Source organism: Liquorilactobacillus cacaonum DSM 21116 (assembly GCF_001436735.1).
Taxonomy (GTDB): domain Bacteria; phylum Bacillota; class Bacilli; order Lactobacillales; family Lactobacillaceae; genus Liquorilactobacillus; species Liquorilactobacillus cacaonum.
Window position 1 is genome coordinate 89,892 of the sequence record NZ_AYZE01000015.1, and the last position, 24,241, is coordinate 114,132.

At 33.5% G+C, this 24,241-nt stretch carries 24 protein-coding genes and 1 tRNA gene; 3 read left to right on the plus strand and 22 right to left on the minus strand.

Annotation, left to right across the window (positions count from 1 at the left end):
• Positions 1-11 precede the first annotated feature (11 nt).
• From purH to FC80_RS07155, 13 genes are all read right to left on the minus strand, one after another.
• A complete protein-coding gene (gene purH / locus FC80_RS07095; RefSeq protein WP_057829447.1) occupies positions 12-1,550 on the minus strand; it encodes a bifunctional phosphoribosylaminoimidazolecarboxamide formyltransferase/IMP cyclohydrolase in 1,539 nt (512 codons plus the stop codon).
• 2 nt (positions 1,551-1,552) lie between these two features.
• The gene (purN, locus tag FC80_RS07100; protein WP_057829448.1) at positions 1,553-2,134 is read right to left on the minus strand and encodes a phosphoribosylglycinamide formyltransferase; all 582 of its coding nucleotides are present in this window, start codon (positions 2,132-2,134) and stop codon (positions 1,553-1,555) included.
• 10 nt (positions 2,135-2,144) lie between these two features.
• Positions 2,145-3,182, minus strand: a complete 1,038-nt coding sequence (gene purM / locus FC80_RS07105; RefSeq protein ID WP_057829449.1) for a phosphoribosylformylglycinamidine cyclo-ligase — start codon at positions 3,180-3,182, stop codon at positions 2,145-2,147.
• The gene (gene purF / locus FC80_RS07110; RefSeq protein ID WP_057829450.1) at positions 3,179-4,636 is read right to left on the minus strand and encodes an amidophosphoribosyltransferase; all 1,458 of its coding nucleotides are present in this window, start codon (positions 4,634-4,636) and stop codon (positions 3,179-3,181) included. The genes purM and purF overlap by 4 nt, the downstream gene beginning before the upstream one ends.
• Positions 4,612-6,840, minus strand: coding sequence for a phosphoribosylformylglycinamidine synthase subunit PurL (gene purL, locus FC80_RS07115; protein ID WP_083486952.1), 2,229 nt, complete (start codon positions 6,838-6,840; stop codon positions 4,612-4,614). The genes purF and purL overlap by 25 nt, the downstream gene beginning before the upstream one ends.
• Before the next feature lie 5 nt (positions 6,841-6,845).
• Positions 6,846-7,535: a phosphoribosylformylglycinamidine synthase subunit PurQ gene (purQ, locus tag FC80_RS07120; protein WP_057829452.1), complete on the minus strand. Its 690-nt coding sequence runs from the start codon at positions 7,533-7,535 to the stop codon at positions 6,846-6,848.
• Positions 7,535-7,783, minus strand: coding sequence for a phosphoribosylformylglycinamidine synthase subunit PurS (purS, locus tag FC80_RS07125; protein WP_057829453.1), 249 nt, complete (start codon positions 7,781-7,783; stop codon positions 7,535-7,537). Before purS ends, purQ begins: the two co-directional genes overlap by 1 nt.
• 2 nt (positions 7,784-7,785) lie before the next feature.
• Complete coding sequence (gene purC, locus FC80_RS07130; RefSeq protein WP_057829454.1) at positions 7,786-8,505, minus strand: phosphoribosylaminoimidazolesuccinocarboxamide synthase; 720 nt, start codon at positions 8,503-8,505, stop codon at positions 7,786-7,788.
• A 294-nt stretch (positions 8,506-8,799) separates the two neighbouring features.
• Positions 8,800-10,095, minus strand: coding sequence for an adenylosuccinate lyase (purB, locus tag FC80_RS07135; RefSeq protein WP_057829455.1), 1,296 nt, complete (start codon positions 10,093-10,095; stop codon positions 8,800-8,802).
• Between the two features lie 13 nt (positions 10,096-10,108).
• Positions 10,109-11,221 (minus strand): 5-(carboxyamino)imidazole ribonucleotide synthase, encoded by a 1,113-nt coding sequence (gene purK / locus FC80_RS07140; protein WP_083486953.1) that lies wholly within the window; start codon positions 11,219-11,221, stop codon positions 10,109-10,111.
• 1 nt (position 11,222) lies between these two features.
• The gene (gene purE, locus FC80_RS07145) at positions 11,223-11,711 is read right to left on the minus strand and encodes a 5-(carboxyamino)imidazole ribonucleotide mutase (RefSeq protein ID WP_157055601.1); all 489 of its coding nucleotides are present in this window, start codon (positions 11,709-11,711) and stop codon (positions 11,223-11,225) included.
• A gap of 266 nt (positions 11,712-11,977) precedes the next feature.
• Positions 11,978-12,181: a hypothetical protein gene (locus FC80_RS07150; protein WP_057829457.1), complete on the minus strand. Its 204-nt coding sequence runs from the start codon at positions 12,179-12,181 to the stop codon at positions 11,978-11,980.
• Positions 12,182-12,313: 132 nt separating this feature from the next.
• Entirely contained in the window at positions 12,314-13,519 is a 1,206-nt protein-coding gene (locus FC80_RS07155) for an acetate/propionate family kinase (protein WP_057829458.1), read from the minus strand.
• A gap of 164 nt (positions 13,520-13,683) precedes the next feature.
• Here FC80_RS07155 and FC80_RS07160 point away from each other — a divergent pair, with 164 nt between their 5' ends.
• Positions 13,684-14,241 (plus strand): nucleotidyltransferase family protein, encoded by a 558-nt coding sequence (locus FC80_RS07160; protein ID WP_057829459.1) that lies wholly within the window; start codon positions 13,684-13,686, stop codon positions 14,239-14,241.
• A gap of 310 nt (positions 14,242-14,551) precedes the next feature.
• Here FC80_RS07160 and FC80_RS07165 read toward each other — a convergent pair whose 3' ends face one another.
• The 4 genes from FC80_RS07165 to FC80_RS07180 all read right to left on the minus strand — a co-directional run bounded on the left by FC80_RS07165 (position 14,552) and on the right by FC80_RS07180 (position 17,465).
• Positions 14,552-15,991, minus strand: a complete 1,440-nt coding sequence (locus tag FC80_RS07165; RefSeq protein WP_057829460.1) for an APC family permease — start codon at positions 15,989-15,991, stop codon at positions 14,552-14,554.
• 168 nt (positions 15,992-16,159) lie between these two features.
• Positions 16,160-16,555, minus strand: coding sequence for a hypothetical protein (locus FC80_RS07170; protein ID WP_057829461.1), 396 nt, complete (start codon positions 16,553-16,555; stop codon positions 16,160-16,162).
• Between the two features lie 114 nt (positions 16,556-16,669).
• Positions 16,670-17,002: a hypothetical protein gene (locus FC80_RS07175; protein ID WP_057829615.1), complete on the minus strand. Its 333-nt coding sequence runs from the start codon at positions 17,000-17,002 to the stop codon at positions 16,670-16,672.
• Positions 17,003-17,018: 16 nt separating this feature from the next.
• Positions 17,019-17,465: a universal stress protein gene (locus tag FC80_RS07180; protein ID WP_057829462.1), complete on the minus strand. Its 447-nt coding sequence runs from the start codon at positions 17,463-17,465 to the stop codon at positions 17,019-17,021.
• A 214-nt stretch (positions 17,466-17,679) separates the two neighbouring features.
• On the opposite strand from FC80_RS07180, the gene FC80_RS07185 reads away from it, so the two are divergent.
• Positions 17,680-17,763, plus strand: a tRNA-Leu gene (locus FC80_RS07185).
• A gap of 461 nt (positions 17,764-18,224) precedes the next feature.
• Here the strand turns inward: FC80_RS07185 and FC80_RS07190 are convergent.
• From FC80_RS07190 to FC80_RS07200, 3 genes are all read right to left on the minus strand, one after another.
• Complete coding sequence (locus FC80_RS07190) at positions 18,225-18,794, minus strand: hypothetical protein (RefSeq protein ID WP_162260508.1); 570 nt, start codon at positions 18,792-18,794, stop codon at positions 18,225-18,227.
• Entirely contained in the window at positions 18,787-20,196 is a 1,410-nt protein-coding gene (locus FC80_RS07195) for an AAA family ATPase (protein WP_057829464.1), read from the minus strand. Before FC80_RS07195 ends, FC80_RS07190 begins: the two co-directional genes overlap by 8 nt.
• A gap of 271 nt (positions 20,197-20,467) precedes the next feature.
• Entirely contained in the window at positions 20,468-21,280 is an 813-nt protein-coding gene (locus tag FC80_RS07200; RefSeq protein ID WP_057829465.1) for a Cof-type HAD-IIB family hydrolase, read from the minus strand.
• Positions 21,281-21,483: 203 nt separating this feature from the next.
• Here FC80_RS07200 and FC80_RS07205 point away from each other — a divergent pair, with 203 nt between their 5' ends.
• A complete protein-coding gene (locus FC80_RS07205; RefSeq protein WP_057829466.1) occupies positions 21,484-21,762 on the plus strand; it encodes a hypothetical protein in 279 nt (92 codons plus the stop codon).
• A 267-nt stretch (positions 21,763-22,029) separates the two neighbouring features.
• On the opposite strand, the gene FC80_RS07210 is transcribed toward FC80_RS07205, so the two are convergent.
• Both FC80_RS07210 and FC80_RS07215 read right to left on the minus strand, forming a co-directional pair.
• Positions 22,030-22,782: a LysM peptidoglycan-binding domain-containing protein gene (locus FC80_RS07210; RefSeq protein WP_057829467.1), complete on the minus strand. Its 753-nt coding sequence runs from the start codon at positions 22,780-22,782 to the stop codon at positions 22,030-22,032.
• A gap of 503 nt (positions 22,783-23,285) precedes the next feature.
• On the minus strand, positions 23,286-24,200 hold the full coding sequence (locus tag FC80_RS07215; RefSeq protein ID WP_187327444.1) for a 3'-5' exoribonuclease YhaM family protein: 915 nt from the start codon (positions 24,198-24,200) through the stop codon (positions 23,286-23,288).
• Positions 24,201-24,241 lie beyond the last annotated feature (41 nt).

Genomic DNA, 24,241 nt, shown 5'->3' on the forward strand with positions numbered 1-24,241 from the left:
CAACCTCCACTTTAATGTCTGAAATGACGAATACCGGTTGTCACCATCGTAATTCCATATTTGTTAGCCATTTCAATTGAATCCTTATCTCGAATACTACCACCAGGTTGTACTATTGCTTTAATTCCATGTTCTGCTGCGTATTGAACACAATCATCCATTGGGAAAAATGCATCGCTTGCTAATACAGTAGAATCATCGATATCATTTCCTGCATTTTTGATAGCTATTTTTGTTGAATCAATTCTGTTTGGTTGACCAGCACCAATCCCTAATGTTTGATTAGCATTAGCCACAACAATTGCATTACTTTTAGTATGTTTAACCGCTTTCCAAGCAAACATAAGTGTCTCAAGTTGTTCTTTTGAAGGTTTATTTGCAGTCACAACTGTCCAATCTGCTACATTCTCTTCTAAAACATCTTGTTCCTGTACTAATATTCCGCCCATTATGGAAACAGTTTCTTTTTTGGGTTCTTCGTTCCTATTTGAAAAATCTAACTGGAGTAAACGAATGTTTTTCTTTTTTGCCAAAACTTCAAAAGCATCTTTATCATAAGCAGGTGCAATGATAATTTCTAAAAATAATTCATGCATCTTTTCGGCAGTTGCAAGATCTACTTTACGATTTAATACAATCACGCCACCAAAAATTGAAATTGAATCGGCTGCATATGCCCTATCCCAAGCTTCTTTTAGACTTTTACCTCTTCCAATGCCACAAGGATTCATATGCTTTAGTGCAACTACTGTTGGCTCAGCAAATTCACGTGCAATTCTAATAGCAGCATCTGCATCTTTAATATTATTATATGACAGCTTTTTACCATGTAATTGCTTTGCATTCGTTATCGCATAATCTTTAGGAAGAGCATCCTTATAAAACCATGCTTTTTGATGACTATTTTCGCCATAACGCATTGAGTTCTCCAAATCATATGTCAGTGTTAATTTTTCAGGCGCCTCAATTCCTACTTTTTTTGTTAAATAGTCGGCAATCAATGCATCATAGGCAGCTGTATGTCTAAAAACTTTAGCAGCAAATTCTGCACGTGTTTCTAACTTAGTATCCCCAAAATCATTTAATTCAGTCACTATAACCTCATAATCATTGCTATCAACAACTACAGTCACATCATGATAATTTTTTGCAGCACTACGTAACATACTTGGTCCGCCAATATCAATATTTTCAATTGCATCTTCAAGTGTCACATCTGACTTTTCGATTGTTTCTTTAAACGGGTAAAGATTTACACATACCAAATCAATTGGATTAATATGTAATCTTTCCATTGTTTTAACATGTTCAGGTAAATCTCTTCTCCCTAACAAACCACCGTGAATAAGTGGGTTTAATGTTTTGACACGCCCGTCAAGTATTTCAGGGAAACCAGTTACATCTTCTACAGAAATTGTTTGTATGCCCGCTTCTTCTAAAACTCTTTTTGTGCCACCTGTTGAAATAATTTCAAAATTATTTTCAATTAATTTTTGTGCAAATGGTACTAGCCCTGTTTTGTCAGAAACACTCATTAATGCTCGCTTCATCTTTAGTTAATCTCCTTTTCTAGCTCAATCAAAATATCTCTTACAGTTTTAGGATACAATTCGTGTTCACACTCATGTATTCTAGTTTCCAAGGTTTCAAGCGTATCATCTTTTAGAATTGGAACCTTTCTTTGTGCAATTATTGGCCCAGAATCTAGGCCTGAGTCAATATAATGAACAGTTACTCCTGTCTCTTTTTTATGGTCCTCAAAAGCACGTTCAATTGAATGAAGACCTGGATATTCGGGAAGATAGGCTGGATGTAAATTCACAATATGTCCTTCATAATTATCAAGAATTGCGGGCCCAATTACCCTTAAATAGCCCGCAAGAATTATAAAGTCGATCTCATGTTCTTCCAATAACTTAGCAATTTTTTCCTCGTATAACTTTTTGCCACCCGATTCTTTGACAGTAAAAGTTTCAACTGGTACTTGATGCTTCTGTGCGCGTTCCACCACATATGCATCTGGATGATCACAAAAAAGCAATGCGAGATCACCTGGTATTTCTTTTTTCTCAAACAATTTCGCAAATATTTCAAAATTGGATCCATTGCCTGATGCAAAAACTGCAATTTTCATGTTAAATGCCTCACTTAATACTAATTTTTTCAGAATCAGCGAGTCTGTTTACTAATTCTCCAATAATGTAAAATTCTTCATTTTGGGAAACTAAAATAGCTTTTGCTTTTTCCAATTTATCTGGAGAAATCGCAATTACCATACCAAGTCCCATATTGAAAGCCTCAAAGCAGTCTCGATCTGTTAAATTACCCAACTCCTTAAGATAATTAAAAATTGGTAATACTGGCCATGAACCCTTATTGACTTTTGCCTGTATATTATCAGCGAACATACGTGGTAAATTCTCGATTAATCCCCCACCTGTAATATGGCTAATTCCATTAATAATTCGACTCTCTATGAGAGGTAATACATTCTTAACATAAATTTTTGTTGGTTCAAGAAGTACATCACCTAGGGTTTTGCCTTCAAAAATGATTGGCTTATCGTTGAGATTCAATCCATTCTCTTTAAAAAGAATTTGGCGTACTAAAGAAAAACCATTTGAATGCAACCCACTTGAGGGTAACCCCAATAAAATATCTCCAACTTGAGGTTTTTCATCTGTTAATAAATCTTTTTTTTCTACAACCCCTGTTGAAAAGCCAGCTAGATCATATTCTTCACTAGAATACATATCTGGCATTTCAGCAGTTTCCCCTCCAATTAAAGCCACTTCAGCTTGACGACAACCACTTGCTACTCCTTTTACAATTTCAGCCATTTTTTTAGGATCATTGTGCCCAGTAGCGATATAATCTAAAAAATATAATGGTTTGGCACCTTGCGCAATAATATCATTGACACACATTGCAACACAATCCATTCCAATTGTGTCATGAAGATTTGCCTTCTGTGCAACTAATAATTTTGTACCAACACCATCAGTACCTGACACCAAGATAGGATGTTTTATTGCTAACTCTCCAAGATCAAACAATCCGCCGAAACTTCCAAGTCCTCCGAGAACACCAAGCTGCTTTGTACTTGCAACTTCTTCTTTAATACGAGCAACAAGTTCATATCCGGCATTCACATCTACACCTGCATCTTGATATCTACTCATTTTATGCCAACCTCCAATTTCTGTTGACGTTTCAAGGATTTCAAATAACCATCTTCATAGTCATACAAAGGAGTTGGATAATTACCATCAAAGTAAGCAACACATAGACCACCATTTGGTGCATTTTTTGCATCAGGAATATCAATTGCTTTAATTAGATTTGGAATTGTTAAAAACTCAAGAGAATCTGCTCCAATTTCTTTACACATTTCATCAACAGTATAATTGGCCGCCATCAATTCTGAACGTGTTGAAATATCGATTCCATAAAAACAAGGAAATCTCAAAGGTGGTGAAGCAATTCTCATATGAACTTCCTTTGCTCCAGCTTCCTTTAATAATCTAACAATTTGTTTGCTAGTTGTCCCTCTAACAATCGAATCGTCAATAATTGCAACTTTCTTACCCTCTACAACCCCTCGAACAGCCGATAATTTCATCTTTACACCACGTTCACGCAATTCCTGAGTTGGTTGAATAAAAGTTCTAGCAATATATTGATTTTTGATAAGACCCATTTCATATGGCAAACCACTTTCTTCAGCATATCCACTTGCTGCAGACAAAGAAGAATTAGGAACACCAATGACCATGTCAACATCCAGTGGAGATTGTTGAGCTAATAGCCTACCCATTTTTTTTCGTGCATTATGCACTGTAACTCCATGAATAATTGAATCAGGTCGTGAAAAATAAATATATTCCATTGAACAAATTGCCAATTGAGTATCTTGAGTATATCGATCAATATGCAATCCTTCCTTATCAATGATTACAAGTTCACCTGGTTGCACATCACGCACTAATTTTGCACCAACCATATCTAATGCACATGTCTCACTAACTACAACATATGAACCATTTTCAAGCTGTCCAATCGATAATGGCCTAAATCCATTTGGATCTAGTGCAGCAATCAAACTGTCTTCACGTAATAGCAAAAAAGCAAATCCGCCATGTACTTGGTTTAAACTAGCTTTTAATGCATCTATAAAAGGCATATCTTTTTTTTGACGAATTAAATGAATCAAGATTTCTGTATCAGATGTAGATTGAAAAATCGCACCATCTTTTTCAAGTTCACGTTTCATCGATTCAGCATTTGTTAAATTTCCATTATGAGCTAAAGCAACGTCGCCATCACCAAAATGAAAAAGAAATGGTTGCACATTTGCAAGAATATTATTCCCACTAGTACCATATCGGACATGTCCGATTGCTGCCGTGCCAACTAAATTGTCTAAATTTTCCTTATTAGAAAAGACTTCAGCCAATAGCCCACGATTCCTAAATTGCTTGAGTTTTTTTCCATCACTCACAACAATTCCAGCACCTTCTTGCCCGCGATGTTGTAAACTGTGTAATCCAAAATACGTAAGATGATTAGCTTCGGGTGTTCCAAAGACGCCAAAAACACCACATTCTTCATTTAATCCTTTGATTTCATAAGGCATGGTATTGCTTCCTCCCAAACTTTTTGAGCTTCTTCAACTGAAAAATCAAATTCTGTATCTTGACACTTTATCTGCAATTTTCTATTTGTAGTAACTTCACCAATTTCAGTGCAATCATCTTTCATTAATTCAATAAAATTTTCAACATTTTCAGGAACTACACTAACAACAAATCTACCCGGAGTTTCACTAAATAAAAATGCTGAGCTCATTGTTGTCAAATTAGCTTTGAGTCCTAAGCCACTTGAAAAAAGACTTTCTGCCAATCCAACTGCGAGACCACCTTCACTCAAATCATGCGCACTATCCACAATACCGAGTTCAATTGCCTTTAACAATTTAAAGAACTTCTCACTTTCTGAATTGACATTAATTGACCTCAGATTTCCAGAAATTTTACCTGTCATCATCTTTTGAATTTCAGATCCAGCAAAATCAGCAAAAGTCTCACCAACTAAGAATACTTTTGCCCCACTCTTTCTAAAAGTATTAGTCAAATAACCATTAATATTTTTAATCAACCCAACCATTCCAACCATTGGCGTTGGGTAAATTGCTTCACCATTATTTTCATTGTACAGCGAAACATTCCCTGAAATAACAGGTGTATTCAATACTCGACATACTTCTGACATTCCTAAAACAGATTTATGAAGTTCCCAATAAATTTCTGGGTCATTAGGGTCACCATAATTTAGACAATCTGTCATTGCCAATGGTAAAGCGCCACTTGCAATTAAGTTAGCAGCAGCTTCTAACACAGCAATCTGGCCACCTATCAAGGGATTCAAATAGACAAACCGTCCGTTCCCATCAGAAGTCATTGCAAGACCTTTTTTAGTTCCTCTAATTCTTAAAACAGCTGCATCACTTCCAGGCCCGACAACCGTACTAGTTCTAACTTGTGAATCATAAGTTTGTGTAAAAATTTTTTTTGATGCAACTGTCGGTTGTGCAAGCATTTTCCCTAAAGTTTCTCTAGCATCCAATATATCAGGCACCCAATTGTTAAGCTTTTCAGATACACTTATTCTTTCAGGATTTGTTTCTTCACTAGGTTCTTCCAGTACATCTTCTGTTAAGCTTGAAACAGGAATATTGGTGACAATCTCACCTTTGTGTTTTAATACATAATCATTTCCTTCTGTCACTCGTCCAATAACAACTGCTTCCAAGCCATAGTCTTTAAATAATGATCTTACTTCTTCTTCAAATCCCGCTCGAATACACAACAACATTCTTTCTTGTGATTCGCTCAGCATTATTTCATAAGCCGACATTTCTGGTTCACGCTGTGGAACATAGTCAAGTATTAATTCCATCCCACTTCCCGCCTTAGAAGCCATTTCACAACTTGATGATACTATGCCTGCTGCTCCCATATCTTGAATTCCCACAAGCCAGTCTTTATGTTGTCCAGTCAATTCCAAACAAGCTTCCATCAAAAGCTTCTCCATAAAGGGATCTCCAACCTGAACTGCTGAACGTTGTGTTTCTTTATCATCCGCAAAATCTGCAGAAGCAAAAGTAGCACCATGAATTCCGTCACGACCAGTCTTTGCGCCTACATACATAACCGCATTACCTACTCCTTTTGCCCTTCCTTTTTGCATATCATTTTGGTCCATAATTCCAACACACATTGCATTAACCAAAGGATTACCTGTATAACACTCGTCAAACGTTGTTTCTCCACCAACCGTTGGAATTCCCATGCAATTGCCGTATCCACCGATTCCAGCAACAACTTCATTAATTAAATATCTCGTATGTGCATTATCAACTTCTCCAAAATGTAATGAATCTAGCATTGCAATCGGCCGAGCACCCATACTGAAAATATCACGTATAATTCCTCCTACACCAGTTGCAGCACCTTCATATGGTTCAACAGCAGAAGGATGATTATGACTTTCAGCTTTAAAAACCACTGCTTGGCCATCACCAATATCTACAATTCCAGCACCTTCACCAGGTCCTTGAAGAACACGTTTACTTCTATTAGGAAACTCTCGTAACACAGGCTTGGATTTTTTGTAAGAACAATGTTCACTCCACATAACCGAGAATAGTCCTGTTTCAGTGTAATTAGGTAATCTTCCTAGCAATTGTTCTGAAATAAAATCAAATTCTTTTTCAGTTAAACCCCATTCAATGTAAGGTTTCGTCTCTTTTATTTCTTTTGGACTCATTTCAGCTTTGATGGCCATTAAAATGCTGCCTCCTCAATCGTATTTTTCCCACTTTCAAGTAATGATTTAAATACCCGCAACCCATCTTCATTACCTAACAAAGCTTCAACAGCTCTTTCAGGATGAGGCATCATTCCAAGAACATTTCCTGCTTCATTAGTTATCCCAGCAATATCATTCAAACTTCCATTGGGATTTTCTCCTGCATATCGAAATACAATTTGGTGATTTTCTTCTAGTTTTGCCAATGTTTCTTGATCAGCATAGTAGCTACCATCAGCATGTGCAATTGGTAATGAAATCTGTTCTTTTTCCCCATACTGCGATGTAAAAGGTGTTTTTGTATTTTCAACAGTCAAATCAACTGTTTTACAAACAAATTTTAAACTGTTGTTTTGTTTTAAAGCCCCTGGTAATAGTCCTGCTTCAGTCAAAATTTGAAATCCATTACAAGTTCCAAAAACTGGTTTTCCTTGTTTTGCAAATTCCACAATTGCTGGCATAATATTACTAAATCTTGCAATTGCACCACAGCGTAAATAATCCCCATATGAAAAACCACCCGGTAGCATCACAGCATCAAATGATTCCAAGCTTTTTTCTTTATGTGAAACGTATTCAACATCTGCTTGGCAAACGGTATGCAAAGCCTCAAAAAGATCAACATCACAATTTGATCCTGGAAAAACTACAACCGCAATCTTCATTACGCTTCCTCCATTACATCATATCGGTAAGTTTCTAAATTAAAATTAACTAGCAATTGTTCTGAAACCTCTTTTACAACTTCTTCAACTTTCTTGTCACTTGAATCAATTTGTAAATCAAAAAATTTCCCAACATTTACTTTTTTTACATTAGAAAACCCTAAACTATGAATTGCATCTGTAATCGTTTCTCCTTGAGGGTCAAAAACAGATTCTTTATATGTTACAAAAATTCGTACGTTAACCATAATTAGTTTTCCTCCATAAGAACTCTTTTGAGTCGTTTCAATACTTCTTCGTATACAGTTGTTAAGTTCCCAATATCACGTCGATAAACATCTTTATCCATATGGGCATTATCTGAAATATTCCACAAGCGACAATTGTCAGGAGAAAATTCATCTGCTAATACGATTTGACCATTTTTTAATTTCCCAAATTCCAATTTAAAATCAATTAGTTTTAAGTCCATTTTTGCAAATAAGTCAGTCAATAACTGATTCACTTTTCTTGAAATGCTCCACATTTTTTCAATTTCTTCTTTGGTAGCAATTTTTAAAGCCAAAATCTGAGAATCATTCATAAAAGGATCATCTAATTTATCACTCTTAAAGTAAGTTTCTTCAACGGGTGTCTGAAATTTTTTTCCTTCTTCAACACCAAAACGAGTAGCAAAATGTCCAGCTGCTACGTTTCGAGTTACCATCTCAAGTGGTAAAATTTTTACTTTTTTAACCAATTCTTCAGTAGGCGACACCTTTTTTATAAAATGATTTTCAATTCCCTTTTGTGCAAGATATTCAAAAATCAAAGATGATATTTGATTGTTAAGAACTCCTTTTCCATAAATTTGGTCTTTTTTCTTACCATTTAAAGCCGTTGCTTGATCCATATATACAACTCTTAAAACATCTTCATCAGCAGTTGTCCACATTTGTTTGGCTTTTCCTTCATAAATCAATTTTTCCATCTTTTCAATCCAATCCCTTCAACTAAAAACGAATATTAAGAATAAAAACTACTATTAATGGTCATTAATTCACTTAAAGATTAACAATAAAGAAACAATTAGTCAATACATAAAAGCCGAACTTTATTTTAATATGTGGTAAATTTGTTAGCTTTTTTATAAATATTTACTAAATTGTCAAATTGAATTAACATGTTAATAAATTATTACGAACAATACGTTGTGTACAATAAATAAAAAAAGTATAGGTCAAAAGTACTTGACCTATACCACTTATTTTCTATATATATTAAACTAATTTAAACCAACACGTTCAAAAATTTCATCTACTCGACGTAAATGCCAATGATAATCAAATGCATCATCTAATTCCTCTTTTGACAAACGACTTGTAATTCTTTCGTCTTGTTCCAATAAAGGTCTAAATTGTACCTGCTTATCCCAAGATTCTGCAGTTTTTGGCTGAATTAAATCATACGCTTCTTCTCGACTCATTCCTGTATCAATTAATTTAAGTAACACACGACCACTATAAATCAAGCCGAATGTTCTACCCATATTTCTTAACATATTTTCTGGAAAAACCGTTAAATTCTCTAAGATTTTACCAAAACGATTCAACATATAATCAACTAAAATTGTTGTATCTGGCAAAATTATTCTTTCTGCTGAAGAATGAGAAATATCTCGCTCATGCCACAAACTTATATCTTCAAATGACGTTAGCATATGGCCGCGCACGACGCGCGCTAAACCACAAATATTTTCTGAACCAATTGGATTACGTTTATGAGGCATCGCTGAAGATCCTTTTTGCCCTTTAGCAAAATGTTCTTCAACTTCTCTAGTCTCGGACTTTTGTAATCCACGAATTTCAGTTGCAAATTTTTCTAAACTAGTAGCAATTAAGGCTAATGCAGAAAGATATTCCGCATGTAAATCACGTGGTAAAACTTGACTAGAAATTTCTTGAGGTCGAATTCCAAGTTTTTCGCAAACATACTTTTCCACAAAAGGATCGATATTTGCAAAAGTCCCGACTGCACCACTTATTTTACCGGCCTCAACACCTCTAGCAGCATGTTCAAAGCGTTCAATATCTCGTTTGATTTCAGAATACCATCTAGCTAACTTCAAGCCAAAAGTAGTAGGTTCAGCATGTACTCCGTGAGTTCTACCCATCATAACAGTATTTTTATATTTTTTCGCCTGATTAGCAACAATCCCCTTAAAGTGCGCTAAATCTGCTCGCAATAATTCATTAACTTGTTTCAATTGATATCCATAGGCTGTGTCAACAACATCTGTACTAGTCAAGCCATAGTGAACCCATTTTTTTTCTTCACCCAATGATTCAGATACACATCGAGTAAAAGCAATTACATCATGGTGCGTTGTCTGCTCTATCTCCAGAATTCTATCAACATTAAATTTAGCATTCTTCCTTATTTTTTCAACATCATTTGCTGGAATATGTCCAAGCTTTGACCAAGCTTCATCAGCAGCTATTTCTACTTCAAGCCAACACTCATATTTCTTTTCATCTTCCCAAATTGTTGCCATCTCTGGTCGTGAATATCGTGAAATCATTAATTTTACTCCTTTAGTCCCATACTTTTGTATTTTTTATTTCTGAAAGAGTTTCCTCTATATCATCTGTCAAAACTGTAATATGGCCCATTTTTCGGTCTTGTCGCACATCACCTTTTCCGTAATCATGAAACTGCCATTGAGACTTTTCAGGAATTAGCCGCTCAACACCTTCTACATGTTGTCCCAGTACGTTAACCATGACAACAGGTTTTAATAATTCAATTTTTGGCATTGGCCAATTGCAGATTGCACGATTGTGAGCATCAAATTGAGAAAAATTACAAGCTTCAATTGAATAGTGTCCTGAATTATGCGGACGAGGTGCAAGCTCATTAACATAAAGTTCTCCGTCTTCTCCTACAAACATCTCTACTCCAAGAACGCCACACAAATCGATGCTCATTGCAATTTTTTTTGCCATACTTTGAGCTCTTTTTTGTAACTCATTTGTTATTCTAGCAGGTACAATACTCTCATGCAAAATTTGATTTCGATGAATATTTTCACTAACAGGAAACATTGAAATTTCTCCATCCAGATTACGAGCAACCATCACAGAAATCTCTTTAGAAAATTTAACCCAACCTTCTAGAATACATTGTCCTTGATAAATTATTTCTGTTGCCTTCTCTAAATCAGTAGCATTATGCAACACTAATTGCGCTTTACCATCATATCCACCTTGACAAGTTTTCAAAACAGAAGGATACCCAATTTTTTGAACCGCAGTAACTAATTCAGCGCTTGAATTAACTTCTTCAAAAGGTGCTACTTTCAGACCATTTGTCACAAGAAAGTTTTTTTCATTTAATCGATCTTTAGTAATTGCTAAAAGTTTTGTACCTTGTGGAACTGAGACTGTATTTTGTACATCTTCTAAAGCTTTTAAATCAACATTTTCAAATTCATAAGTTAAAACGTCAGCTTGCGAAGCCAATTCTTCTATTGCAGAAATATTTTCATACTCAGCAACGATTTGATTATCAGAAACTTGCCCAGCTGAACAATCAGGATTAGGATCTAATATCACTACGCGAAACCCTGCTGACTTAGCAGAGTATGCAAGCATCTGGCCTAATTGTCCACCCCCAATTATTCCAATAGTTTGTCCTTGTACTATCATTTTAGACAAGTTCTTCACCACTTTTCAAGGCTTTATCATGTAACTTTTTACGATAAGCTTTAATTTTTTGCGAAATTTCCTTATTTTGAATTCCTAATATTTGAAGAGCTAATAAAGCAGCGTTTTTTGCCCCAGCAACACCTATAGCGGTTGTTGCTACAGGAACACCTGCCGGCATTTGAACAATTGATAATAATGAATCAAGTCCATTTAGTGCATGACTTTGAACTGGAACACCTATAACTGGCAAAATCGTATTAGCTGCTATCATGCCTGGAAGATGCGCTGCCCCACCTGCACCAGCAATGATAACTTTAACTCCACTATCTGCAGCATCATTAGCAAATTTAAACATCTCTTGCGGCATTCTATGTGCAGAAATAACCTGTTTATCAAAATTGACACCAAATTCTTCTATTATAAGGGCAGCTTCTTTCATTGTTTCCCAATCCGAAGAACTTCCCATTATAATACTGATTTCATTACTCACTGCTATCCCTCCTAAACTACAGACCTAGCTTAGCAAAGGTGTACATAATTGTCAAAGTAAAAATCGAACTTTATCCACAAAAAGAACCCATTTATCCGGATTATCTATTACTCAGACCCAAATAACACAAAATAATTAGCTTATCTTCGTATTCTATTATTTCCAAAAAAAACTTATCAGGAAATTTACTAATAAAAAAAGAATATACCAAAACTAAACGTGTTAGTATACTCTCTTTTTTATTTTTGTTAATTGCTTACTTTGATTTAATCTTCTGCAGCATTCATTGCTTCTAAAATAATCTCAAGTTGTTCACGTTCTTCTTCAACATCACGTTTTTTCTCATCGTAAGCACTTAATAAGTGGCGTCCTCGCTTAGAATTGCTGATTCTCATGCAAACATCATCGAGTTCAGCAATTTTAGCAACCGTCTCTTGATAATCATGTAGAATATCAAGTTTGTTTCCCATGACTAAAGTCCTCCCAAATTAATTGAATTATCGACTTGAATAATCTAACACTTTTTGTCATGTTTGTGAATAGTTTTATATTACGATTTTATTACAAAAAGCTGCATAAATCACTATATTATCTATACCAATTTAATGCTTTAATTTCTTTTTCATTATTTTATTAACATCACGTGCAATCATCAGTTCTTCATCAGTTGGAATTACAAGTACCTGTACTTTAGAATTATCAGTTGAAATTAATAAATTTTGTCCTCTTAGTGCGTTTTTCTTTTCATCCACTTCAATTCCCATATACGCCAATCTATTCAAAATTTTGCTACGAATCTCGGTAGAATTTTCGCCAATACCAGCTGTAAAAATAATTCCATCTACTCCTCCCATTTCAGCAGTGTATGCGCCAATATACTTCACTATATCCTTAACAAAAACATCAATCGCTAATTTTGCACGTAAATTTGTTTCACGTTTCGCTAAAATATCACGCATATCAGAAGATACACCCGAAATTCCTAATAATCCAGATCGCTTATTCAAATCATAAATTGCTTCAGGCATCGAATGCATATCTAATTTTTGCATCATAAAAGACAACATTGCAACATCTGTATCCCCTGAACGAGTTGCCATGGTAATACCTGTCAGTGGTGTAAATCCCATTGACGTATCAAATGACAAACCATTTTTTATTGCGCAAATTGAGGCCCCAGCACCCAGATGACAACTAATCAATTTTAATTTTTCTAATGGTCTATCTAACATTGAAGCTGCAACTTTTGCAACATAGCGGTGACTTGTCCCGTGAGCCCCGTATCTTCTAACACCATATTCTTGATACCATTCATAAGGCACACTAAAAATAAAATTCTCTTTAGGCATTGTTTGATGAAATGAAGTATCAAAAACAGCAACAGCAGTCGCAAATGGTAATACTTTTTTAAATGCCTTGATTCCCATTAAGTTAGCCGGATTATGGATTGGAGCGTACTCAGCTAACGAATTTATTTTTCGTATAACTTTACTTGTAATCTCCACAGAATGCTTAAAAACTTCGCCACCAGCAACTACGCGATGTCCAACTCCTTCAATCTCAGAAAAATCGCGAATAATTTTTAAGTCAAGTAACAATCCCAATAATCTCTTTACCGCATATGCATGATCTTTTACTTTCTCATCAACCTCAAACTTTTTATTAGTTTGATACTCAATTTTTATTTTACTCATTTCGAGTCCAATTCTATCAAAAATTCCTTCAGCTAGAACCTTTTCTGAATCGATTTCAAATAACTTGAACTTCAAACTAGAACTTCCTGCATTAATAGCTATAACCTTTGTCATGGAGATGCCTCCTTTATTCAATTAAAACGTTTTCATACTAATAATATAACAAATTTTAAATATCCACACCACTTAATGAGGATTTAATAATTAATAATATTGCCTTTCAATATTCTCGCAAAGATATTACAATTAACTTTAGCACTTTTTTATGGAGGAATTAAATGAATTACGAACAGCAATTAATTAGACTATTAAAATCCAATATTGAACTTAATGAAATTTTTCATATTTTAAAAAAAAATCATCTTAGTAATGCATTTGTTTGTAGTGGCACAATACGTACAATTATCTGGAATATCCTTGCCCATAAGAAAACTAACTTAGTTTTAGAAAATATTGATGTTATTTATGCAGATACGAGCGAAACCTATGAAGAGTTTCTAACTAAAAAAGCTGTTCTTTCTCAAAATTTTTCTAAATACTTTTGGAATCTTGAGAATGTATGCCTTAACAATAAAAAATCTATGCAACCTTTTGGTAAGAATATTTCACTTGCACTAGAAACAATTCCCGAAACATGCAATAGTATCGCAGTTAACTTTAATAACAGTAAATCTGAGCTTATTGCGCCTTTCAGCTTAGATCACCTTTTTGATTTTGAAGTTCATCCAACTCCAAGGTTTCAACAAGATTCTACGATACTTGCAGATTACAAGTCGCGTGTTACAAATAAAAAATGGCAAGAAAAATGGCCGAGTATTACATTCTTTGCAGATTGAAATTTTGCAATGAACTATTCTTTAAATAAACTACATCTTTATGCATCAAAAAAAGACTAAGTCGAATTCTTTTGACTTAGTCTTTTTTTTAATAATACATATAAGTATACTCATATCACTATCAATAATAAATTGTTCCTAATTTTAGAGAATTCCCGGTTCTTTTCGTCTATCTTTCAAATTTAAAACTTTTAAAAAGAATAACTTATCAACTTGTTCTATATAAACCAAATCTTATAGGCATCTCTATCTTAATAACCCAAATATTAACTGTTATTTTGCACTTGCACTCTATCATAACAATTATTTTTTATACTTTATCTTTATTTGCTAAGTATGAATTCTTCATTCCGTATGCAAAGTATATAACTAACCCAATTGCAAACCAGATTAATGCATATAACTTTGCATCATCCCCTAGACCCCAAAAAACTCCAAAAGATCCCAGAAAAGCGATTCCTGGTAAAATTGGATAAAATGGCATTTTAAACCCTGGAATAGGTAAATCTTTTCCTTCACGAGGGCGTAATGCATAAATTCCAATAGAAACAAACATAAACGCAATTAACGTCCCAGCCGAAATCAATTGGGCTAAAAAGGCAAAAGGAAATAAGGCTCCAATCACAACACCGATTGCTGCAAGCGTGTAAGTAGAATGATTAGGTAATTTATTTTTACTCAGTTTGCCTAACCATTTTGGTAACATCCCATCCCTTCCAAATGAGTACAATAAACGTGAACCAGCCATCATCATGCCAATTAATGCAGTCACCATTCCAATAACCGCAATTGTTTGGACAACTGTTGCAATAATTGGGTGACCACTCTGTCGTAAGGCCCATCCAATTGGTTCAGCATTGTTGGCATAATTTCTATAATTAAACATTCCAACAATTACTAGTGACACAACAATAAATAACACAACCGCTATGAGCAATGAGCCTAGTATGCCACGTGGCATTGTTTTTTGTGGGTTTTTTGCCTCAGCTGCGTTGGCTGCGATTGAATCAAATCCAATATATGACAAAAAAATTGCAGAAATCCCTGCATAAATTCCTTGCCATCCACCAAAAGCAGAACCATCAGAATTTAAATGGTACTTAGGAATAAAAGGAAAATAATTAGTTTTATGCAGAGCTGTCATTCCGACTACAATAAATAAAATAATTGCTGAAACTTTAAGCAGCACTAAAATATTCTCAATTCGTGCAACTCCAGAAACTCCCTTTGATAATAAAATTGCAACCGCAATAACAACGATTAATGCCACTAAGTCAATAATTCCCCCCTCTGTGCCATATGCATTTGCCAATTGCTTAGGAAAACTAATACCCAAAGGTTCAAGTAACCCACGAAAATTAGCTGATATTCCAGATGCAACAAATGCGACTGCAATAAAATATTCAGCTAATAAAGCCCATCCAGCAATCCAGGCAAAAAACTCTCCAAAAACTACATTTATCCATGAATAAGCAGACCCTGCAAAAGGCATTACTGATGACATCTCAGCATAAGCAAAAGCAACTAATCCTGCAACAATTGCAGCCAATAAAAAGGATATAACAACTGCTGGCCCAGCATGTGATGCTGCAACAACACCAGGGAGAGTAAATATTGATGTTGAAACAATTGTGCCTACCCCTAATGCCAGAAAATCTTTAACAGTCAAAACTTGTGCTAAATGCGCATCTTTATTTTTATAAACATTTGGATCTTCTTTTAAAAATAACCTTTTTAAAAAACTTTTCATATGTAATTAACCCCTCCTGTAAATTAATAAATAACAAGATTATATCAATTTCATTAGAAAAGTCAACAGCAAAACTTTTTTTTATTCACAAAAAACACCACAAAAATTAATAAAATTAATGAATTTCACAAAATAACTTACTTTTTAAAATTAACATCCTCAATTTCATTAATTCATGATTACTTTTTGTAAAAAAATTACTGGAGCAAGGATAATAAAAAAACAATGTTTCATAAAACTCAAAAAAAAGTTCAATAATATATCTCTTGAATCATTTTCCCTATTATTATTTCTCTGTGATCTTTTCATTCTTTGCTCTTCTTGCTGTAATGAAGTAAATTCCTTATTAGTTCTACTCATAACCTCTGAAATAACTTCTTTATCTTTTTTTATCTCAATATTCATCATATTAAATGGATTTAATAGAAGAAAGTTACTGATCAAGTAGTAATCCAACACAAGTTTCCAATTATATGCAGCTATTAATTGTACTAGAGCAAACAAAACGATAAATGAACAGATGCTATTAATTAATGCTTTCCCATATTTTCCAAAATTAGCCATAATAAATTCCTCAATTCAGTTTAAATTATCCGCGCAAACAAAATTTTGTTCAATAAAAAAGCCAAGGTTAAAAAACGACCCCAGCTATATTCCCTTGCAAAAACTTAGATAGTTCTACAATTTAATAAGTTCAGAAAAAACTTTTCTATTTACAAGATTTATATAAATCACAGTTACCGTATATAAATCAAGAAAATAAATGACTAACCCAAGATTTCCTTGCATCATCATTACTATCGATACCCAAAATAAACATTGGCTTAACAAAGTCCATCTTTTTCGAACTTTAATTGCATCTACTATATTTTTATTTGCATCCTCTGTAAGCTTTATCTTTCTCCCATTATTTAGCTTATCTTTTAATTTTCTTACCACTAGTCCTAATTTAATATTATATGCCATTAAGCCAATTAAACTAACAAAGGCAATTAATTCAATGATTGTCATTGCAATAACCTCGCTTTCAACCAACAACTAATACATCGCAGCTAGCAGTTCTAATAACTCCATCAGTTACAGAACCCACAAATATTCTGCTAACAGTTGACATTCCCGTTTTTCCTAATACAATCAAGTCTATTGGATAGTCATCTACAAAATCCTTAGCAATTACTACTCTTGGAGAACCGAATCTAGCATGCACCTCAACATTATTGAAACCATCCTTAAGAATTCTTTCCTTCAATTTTTCAAGATACTGCTTCACTGTCTCAAAGGTTGAATATACTACATCACCAGATATGCTAATAATTCCACCAAAATTATTTGTAAACTGCTTTGTATCAATTACATTTAAAATTTCAAGAGAACTATTATTTCGCTTAGCAATTTCAATCGCTTTTTCAAGTGCTTTCTCTGCATTTTTGGAACCATCAACCGGAACTAAAATACTTCTGTAATTCTGTTCCATTGGTCTTCCCCCTTACCTTTCGCAATTAATATAACATCTTATCTATATAATTTCTTCAAAAATACTATATCGTTAAGTAATCTTAACCTCCTGTACATCATCAAACCTTACTATAATTTTAAATGTTATCCCTCTACTATTCAAGTATTTCGAAATTATTGTTCTTTTATTTTATACGAGTATATTGTATAATATCTTGGTATTATTATTTCTTGCCCTCGTGGCGGAATTGGCAGACGCGCAGCGTTCAGGTCGCTGTTTGGTTTTCCAAGTACAGGTTCGACTCCTGCCGAGGGCATAGAGTGGCACTGGTTTAAAGGCATTTTTGAATGATTTGTGCAACATTTGTGCAACATTATTCGAAAATGCTTTTTTTGTCTTTTGCGTACTTAATATTGAACAGAAAATTCAATAAGGAGTTTTGCAAAATGACAAGAAATGAATTGATCAATAACTTAATAGGTACGGAAATAATCATAAAAGAAAATCACTACTCTAAAATATTAAATAAAGTAGTGACTGCCGAGTATCCTATATATTATGTATAGTAGAAACTGAAAAATTAGTTGACTCAATTAGCTGGCATGAAAAAAGTATTGAAGAAATTCTTCTGTTAGTTGAAGAGTATTAATCTTCTTAAAAAATTAACTCCCCGTTGCTGTGCCAACGTTGACCATCAAAGCAGATGAACTTGATTTTAAAGTTTGTTTACTTTTTTGAGCTAAGCATATAATCATCTCTGTCTTGAAAGCAAACACATCATTTTAATAAGTTATTAAATTGGAATCTATTACCTTTTAAAAAGTTTGCACTCATATTTCTGTAGACGTGTTGATTCTGACTGCTACCCCTCTGCACCACTCGACGTCCTCTTTTATAATTTAAACAAATATAATGAGTTTGCCACCCATCAAAAATAGAATCTTTTAACTCTGAACTTCCATATCCCGAACAAAATAATAAATGTTCGGCCCATTTTTTTCCAGAATACAACTGTTCTATAATTTCTTCCTTCCTGCAATTAGTATTCTTTAACTCAATAAAAATTACCAATTTTAAACTTTCATTTAATATAACATAATCACAGTCCTTTGGTTCAGACTTAAGATAATGGGCATAGTTTTTTAGCTCTTCTAAATTTTTCAAAATTAAAAACTTCTGTTTTCTTAAATCTTCTGTTAATTCAATAATAAAACTATAAGATTTAGTATTTTTGTTTCCATCATTATTTTTTTCGGAAAGCTTAATTGATCTTTTATTCTCTATTATCTCAAAATAACTCGATTTCAATGTTTGACTCACCATATTCCCAAGTTCATCATCAGTCATCATGTTTTTCACACTCGCTATACTTCTCTATTAACTTATCAAACTCATTCTGAAGTGTTTCATACGGAGAATCGAAATTGCTTAGATAATCATCTTCCCAAATTTTATCATTTCCGTGAATTTCGCCATTTTCAAAATTAAAAGTTGAGATTGTTGAAGCTTCACCCTTTAACTTAATTTTTTCAGATAATGCTATATTAGTCATGGCTCTCATTATATAATCACTATGAGTTGATATGAATAATTTAATTCCTCTATTTGATAATTCATAAAGTATTTTGCTTAACTCAACTTGTTTAAATGGATCTAAATTCATTTCTGGTTCATCTATAAACAATACACCCTTAGCCATTCCACTTGCATTTAACATAACTTCCATATAGATGTCCATACCATACAGAGACTTAATGGATGAAGAAGTTACGTTGAATGGATATGACTTCTTCTTAAATTTAACTACCCCACCTTTAGTAATTGAATATAATTGCCGAAACGCTAACTGCGAATCTTTATTTCTTACATATTTTCCTCCCAAAACATTTAGCAAGAAATCATCATTTCTTTGTTTATCACTAGGTTCGAAAAGGGGCCTTATCCATTGTACAGTGTTTAGAAAAATTATATAGTCAGAAATCGGAGCAGGATAATTGGGATATTTTTTTATGTTTTCGCTAACTTTATTAGATCGTTCAGCATTAATCTCTTCTCTAAAAACGTTAACTCCATTACGCTCCGCAGGAATGTAAACATCGCCGAAAAAATTACTTCCCTGAAAGAATCCCTGCATGACTTTGTTAGCCATTAAGATAGCAGACTTTTTTGTAACTTTTTTTTCTGCCGCTTCCTCCCCTTCAATTTCCTTCTTAAGACGCAACGATGGCTCTCTCACATATTTAAATACTATAGTTACTTTATCATTTGCTTTATTATTTTCACTTTGAACAAGTTGGCTGTAAACTCCTTGTTCAGACAACCTTAATCCAAAACTTTTTTCTTTAGCCTCATAAATATTATCAACATTGTTATTAATAACGAGCCTTTTTAAATCCTGTTCGCTCAATTCAAGTTCCATATCCTTAAATTCGTCCTTAGGTAAAGAAAAAACATTTGTCGTAATAGAAATATAATTTTCAGTTATATCCTTTAAAATTTTCGATATTAATCTATCCTCCAGCGTAGATACTTCACTAATTTCTATTATAAATCCTTGAGAGTCTGTTTCCATAATTTTAATAGAATTATCAGCTATAAATTTATACTCTTCTCTTCTCACATATTTTAATATTCCATAAAAAAGGTAAGACAAATACGTTTTACCACTATTATTTTTACCAAAAAAAACATTTACATTATTGAGAGAAAAATTTGCTCTCCTTATTGGTCCTAAATTTTCTATTTTCATTACTATACCTACTTAAAATTGAATTCTTTTTATATGAATTAGTATAGTCTATATATTTCTTAATGCAAATAAAAGCCTAATCCAAAAACCACTTTCAATTAAGGCAGTGGGGCTTTTTTTATTCAATATAATATAGACGATTATCTTAAGTCTACTTGAATTAAACAAGCACCAAGTATAACCCCTGACTCAAACTCTACTTTTTGCTTTTATTTTACTAGATTAATTAATCTGTTTGGCGTACTTAATATTGAACAGAAAATTTTTTTGTTCAATTTTTAAATATCGGAATAGATCTCAGCGCGTATGCTATACCATCCTCTATGTTTGACTTAGTAATGTACGTTGCTTTTGCTTTAATCTCAGGAAAAGCATTACCCATTGCAATTTTATATGAAACTCTATCAAACATTGCTAAGTCGTTAAATCCGTTACCAAAACATGCAGTTTCATCAATATTCAATTTTTCGCATCCAATTATATAGTCAATTCCACGAGACTTTTTAGCATCAATACTGGTAATCTCTAAATGTGTATCATCTGATTGTTGAATGTTCACATCTGGTAAAGATAATTTTTCAAAAAATTCTTTTAGCTTACTCATTTCAGTAGTATCAAACGTAATTAACATAACTTTAAATAACGGTGTACTACTCCTATCAAATACTTTTGAGAATGGCATTAAAGAAGGATATTGATTAGTCAATGACGATTCAAAAACGGTACCATCATCATTTTCTTCTGCTAGCCACTGTTCACGATTATATAAGCTAAGACTAACTTCTGGAAACAGCTCCTGAATTTTTCTAACAATCAATTGAACAGTTGTTAAATCTATAGGACATTCACTTAATGCTGTGATGCCATGTTCTTGTGGCAAATATATCAAGCCACCATTAAAAGCAATTTGTGGTTCGGTTAATCCTAATGCTCGAATAGCATCTTGCATTTCCAGCGGAGCACGTGCTGATACAAGTGTTAAAGGTATCTGTGCTGTTTTAACTGCCTCAACTGTCACAGGCGACACTTGCCCAAAGTCATTTAAAAGAGTACCATCCATATCGGAAAAAATATGTTTTATCATTTATAGTCCTCCTTAAATTTCTATAAGTATATTGCCTTGCTTCAGAAAACTCCATAATAATAATTACCCAAACGCCATTTTACACCCTTCCTCACCCCAGATACAACATATAAAGGAACAGAACAGTTAGTTCTTTTAGAGTTAAAAAATTTCGAATTAAAGTTGAATTAAAGTGGTATTATAAAAATAAAGGTCTGATTTTTATGCGGTTAGTCGGGAAAAGTGGCAAATCATTATTCCGTGAACAAAATTGTTTAATAGATATGCTAACTAAAGACATCGAGAATCATGGAAATTTTAGGTGTTGGTATCATTTTAAAATCTTTGATGGAATTAAATTGTATACTTCCTATACAAAAATTGAGGATTACCATTCAGAATTAATTTCTAAAGCTCAATGTTGTGAAGATGGAGAATACTTTGAAAGTATTCAAGCTACTGACTTACTAAAAATACTGAAAAGGCGAAATAAGGTTGATTAAAAAAAACCCACTCAATTAAGAGTGAGACATGTCTAGGTTGCATATAAAACACAAGCTATATTTTAACTTATTTATATATGCTTTTCAATACAGTTCACTAAAAAACATATAAAATATATTTTGGAGGCATATATTTTATATAGGTTGCATTATAGCACTAATGCCAAAAATATAAACCCTTATTTATACAAAAATAACCCCCACTCAATTAAGAATGGGGGTTTTAATATGCTAACAATATTCAATTTAAAGGATTCTTGATGTTTACTATCTAGTTCTGAGTGATTGTCCAACATAAATATAGTTAACATTCTTTAGCCCATTTAATGATTTGATATTAGCTACCGTTGTCCCATAATGCTTAGCAATCTCACTTAAAGTATCACCCTTTCTAACTGTGTAGTATAATTTTGAACTTATAGTTACGGATCCTGAAACTTTTAAAGCTTGACCAGAATAAATAATGTATGGTGCCTTAATATTATTCAGTGTGGCCAACTTTCCGTAAGTGGTATTATAGTTAGCTGCTATTTTCGATAATGTGTCACCAGATTTAACTGTGTACGTTGAGCTTGCACCAGTTGATGTAGCTTGTTTTGCTGTCTGCAAAATTTCAACATTACTCTTATCAATCCAACTTAAAATATTAGCTAACAATACTTGGTTCCCACTTACTTGTTGAACCGTATAGCTCTTTCCTTTGACCCATGATGGAATGGTTGAACCATTAGACCATTTAGTTGCTGAAAAGTTTACTTTAACAGTATCACCAGTCTTTATTTCAGACTTTCTTGTGTTATTTGCAGTCTGACCTTGCTTGATAGCAGCAGTTGTACTGTTGGTTACAACTTTAGTAGCACCAGAGTTACTTGCTGTCGAAGTACCATCATAACCTTTTTTTGTGACCCCCAACAAGTCAACGTTCCCATCTAATCCGCCAGCTTTGCAGTAATCTGTAAACTGCCAGATAGCAACGTACTTATGGATTGGAAAGCCTGAATAATCAGGTGTTTGAGTCACATAGGAATGAGGATATCCAGCAATCCATATAAAATTATTACCAAATTAGCTATTGGTTCATAGTCAATATTGGCATCCATATAAGGCTTATAAGAATAAAGCATAGGTGGTGTACCCTTCATCTTGAATCCTTTGTAAGGCATTCTTTATACATTTTATGCAATTCTGAAAGTCTTAAAACGTTGATTTTAAGGCTTTTTTACGTACACCAATTGTAAATTTAAAGCAGCTCCAATGAACAAACTTTGGATTCTGTAACTATCACCATCTTATTTTCAAGAATTAAGCTACAACAAATGCAAGTTAAATCTACAAAATAAAAAAACCAGAAGTGAGTTAACTTCTGATTCTAAATAAATTTAAATCACCACGGGTTGTTTGACAGAACGTCACTGATTTCCAAAGCGTAGAGCTAATAGGCTATCGGCATACGACAAGTCAAAATCACTAATTAAATACTTTTCTAACACTTATAAATTAATTCAATTTTAAAAAAATGGTTACTATTCTTTAGTATCAGAAGGACGATAAAAATTCCTACCGTCCATTCCAAAAATTCGTTCGGAAAACTCTCCAGGTTCGGTATGTTCTAAAGTCCCCTTTAACATCTGTATTGAAGCATCTAATTGATCAATTTGATGCAAAATTTCTGCCTCCAAAATATGTGGTTGCACAGGTGAGCCATATTCAAGTAACCCATGATGAGCCAATATCATGTGCCGTAGTAACACCATATCTTCACTGTTTATATCAATTTTTAATTGTTCACTTGCCTTAATGATTTGTTCATCAATCAAGACAATATGCCCTATTAAATTTCCTGCCAAAGTATATTGTGTCGCAACAGGTCCAGATAATTCGATTACTTTTCCCAAATCGTGTAAAATAGTTGCTGCATATAACAATGAAGCATTTATATCGTCATATTCCTTAACAATCGCATGAGCTAAGTGCAACATTGAAAGTGTATGAAAAGCTAGTCCTCCCGCAAAAGCATGATGATTCTTTTTAGCTGCTGGGTAGTTAAAAAAATCATCATGATATTCTGCGAGTAAATATCTTACAATTCGATTCCAATTTGCATTCGTTATTTCGAAAAGTGTTGCATTAATTTCATCTTCCATATCGTTAATAGAAACAGGTGCCTTTTTAACAAATGAACTTACATTGCTAGGTTCCTGTTCAGTTGCTAACCTCATCTTAAATATTTTAACTTGTGGATTTCCTTGATAAACCTCACGTTTCCCCTTTACAAACACTATTTTTCCAGGAACAAAAGATGCAATATCTTCATCAGATGCGTCCCAAAATTTTGCACTAATTTCACCGGAACTATCTGTAAATATAAAAGCAATGAATTTATTACCGTTTTTTGCTATTCTAACATCGGCTGCCTTTATTAGCACAAATAATTCCATGTTATCATCAACTGCGTAATCATATATTTTATTTTGAATCA

What these genes read in the sequence shown, in the direction of transcription:
- FC80_RS07200 (WP_057829465.1), bottom strand. Translation starts at nt 21,280, where the DNA reads ATGATAAAACATATTTTTTCCGATATGGATGGTACTCTTTTAAATGAC.
- FC80_RS07190 (WP_162260508.1), bottom strand. Translation starts at nt 18,794, where the DNA reads ATGACTGATGATGAACTTGGGAATATGGTGAGTCAAACATTGAAATCG.
- FC80_RS07180 (WP_057829462.1), bottom strand. Translation starts at nt 17,465, where the DNA reads ATGGAACAGAATTACAGAAGTATTTTAGTTCCGGTTGATGGTTCCAAA.
- FC80_RS07150 (WP_057829457.1), bottom strand. Translation starts at nt 12,181, where the DNA reads ATGGGAAACAAACTTGATATTCTACATGATTATCAAGAGACGGTTGCT.
- FC80_RS07215 (WP_187327444.1), bottom strand. Translation starts at nt 24,200, where the DNA reads ATGGAATTATTTGTGCTAATAAAGGCAGCCGATGTTAGAATAGCAAAA.
- FC80_RS07165 (WP_057829460.1), bottom strand. Translation starts at nt 15,991, where the DNA reads ATGAAAAGTTTTTTAAAAAGGTTATTTTTAAAAGAAGATCCAAATGTT.
- purQ (WP_057829452.1), bottom strand. Translation starts at nt 7,535, where the DNA reads ATGAAGATTGCGGTTGTAGTTTTTCCAGGATCAAATTGTGATGTTGAT.
- purC (WP_057829454.1), bottom strand. Translation starts at nt 8,505, where the DNA reads ATGGAAAAATTGATTTATGAAGGAAAAGCCAAACAAATGTGGACAACT.
- purM (WP_057829449.1), bottom strand. Translation starts at nt 3,182, where the DNA reads ATGAGTAGATATCAAGATGCAGGTGTAGATGTGAATGCCGGATATGAA.
- purN (WP_057829448.1), bottom strand. Translation starts at nt 2,134, where the DNA reads ATGAAAATTGCAGTTTTTGCATCAGGCAATGGATCCAATTTTGAAATA.
- FC80_RS07160 (WP_057829459.1), top strand. Translation starts at nt 13,684, where the DNA reads ATGAATTACGAACAGCAATTAATTAGACTATTAAAATCCAATATTGAA.
- purH (WP_057829447.1), bottom strand. Translation starts at nt 1,550, where the DNA reads ATGAAGCGAGCATTAATGAGTGTTTCTGACAAAACAGGGCTAGTACCA.
- purK (WP_083486953.1), bottom strand. Translation starts at nt 11,221, where the DNA reads ATGATAGTACAAGGACAAACTATTGGAATAATTGGGGGTGGACAATTA.
- FC80_RS07205 (WP_057829466.1), top strand. Translation starts at nt 21,484, where the DNA reads ATGCGGTTAGTCGGGAAAAGTGGCAAATCATTATTCCGTGAACAAAAT.
- FC80_RS07195 (WP_057829464.1), bottom strand. Translation starts at nt 20,196, where the DNA reads ATGAAAATAGAAAATTTAGGACCAATAAGGAGAGCAAATTTTTCTCTC.
- purB (WP_057829455.1), bottom strand. Translation starts at nt 10,095, where the DNA reads ATGATTTCACGATATTCACGACCAGAGATGGCAACAATTTGGGAAGAT.
- purF (WP_057829450.1), bottom strand. Translation starts at nt 4,636, where the DNA reads ATGCCTTATGAAATCAAAGGATTAAATGAAGAATGTGGTGTTTTTGGC.
- FC80_RS07175 (WP_057829615.1), bottom strand. Translation starts at nt 17,002, where the DNA reads ATGACAATCATTGAATTAATTGCCTTTGTTAGTTTAATTGGCTTAATG.
- purS (WP_057829453.1), bottom strand. Translation starts at nt 7,783, where the DNA reads ATGGTTAACGTACGAATTTTTGTAACATATAAAGAATCTGTTTTTGAC.
- FC80_RS07170 (WP_057829461.1), bottom strand. Translation starts at nt 16,555, where the DNA reads ATGGCTAATTTTGGAAAATATGGGAAAGCATTAATTAATAGCATCTGT.
- FC80_RS07155 (WP_057829458.1), bottom strand. Translation starts at nt 13,519, where the DNA reads ATGACAAAGGTTATAGCTATTAATGCAGGAAGTTCTAGTTTGAAGTTC.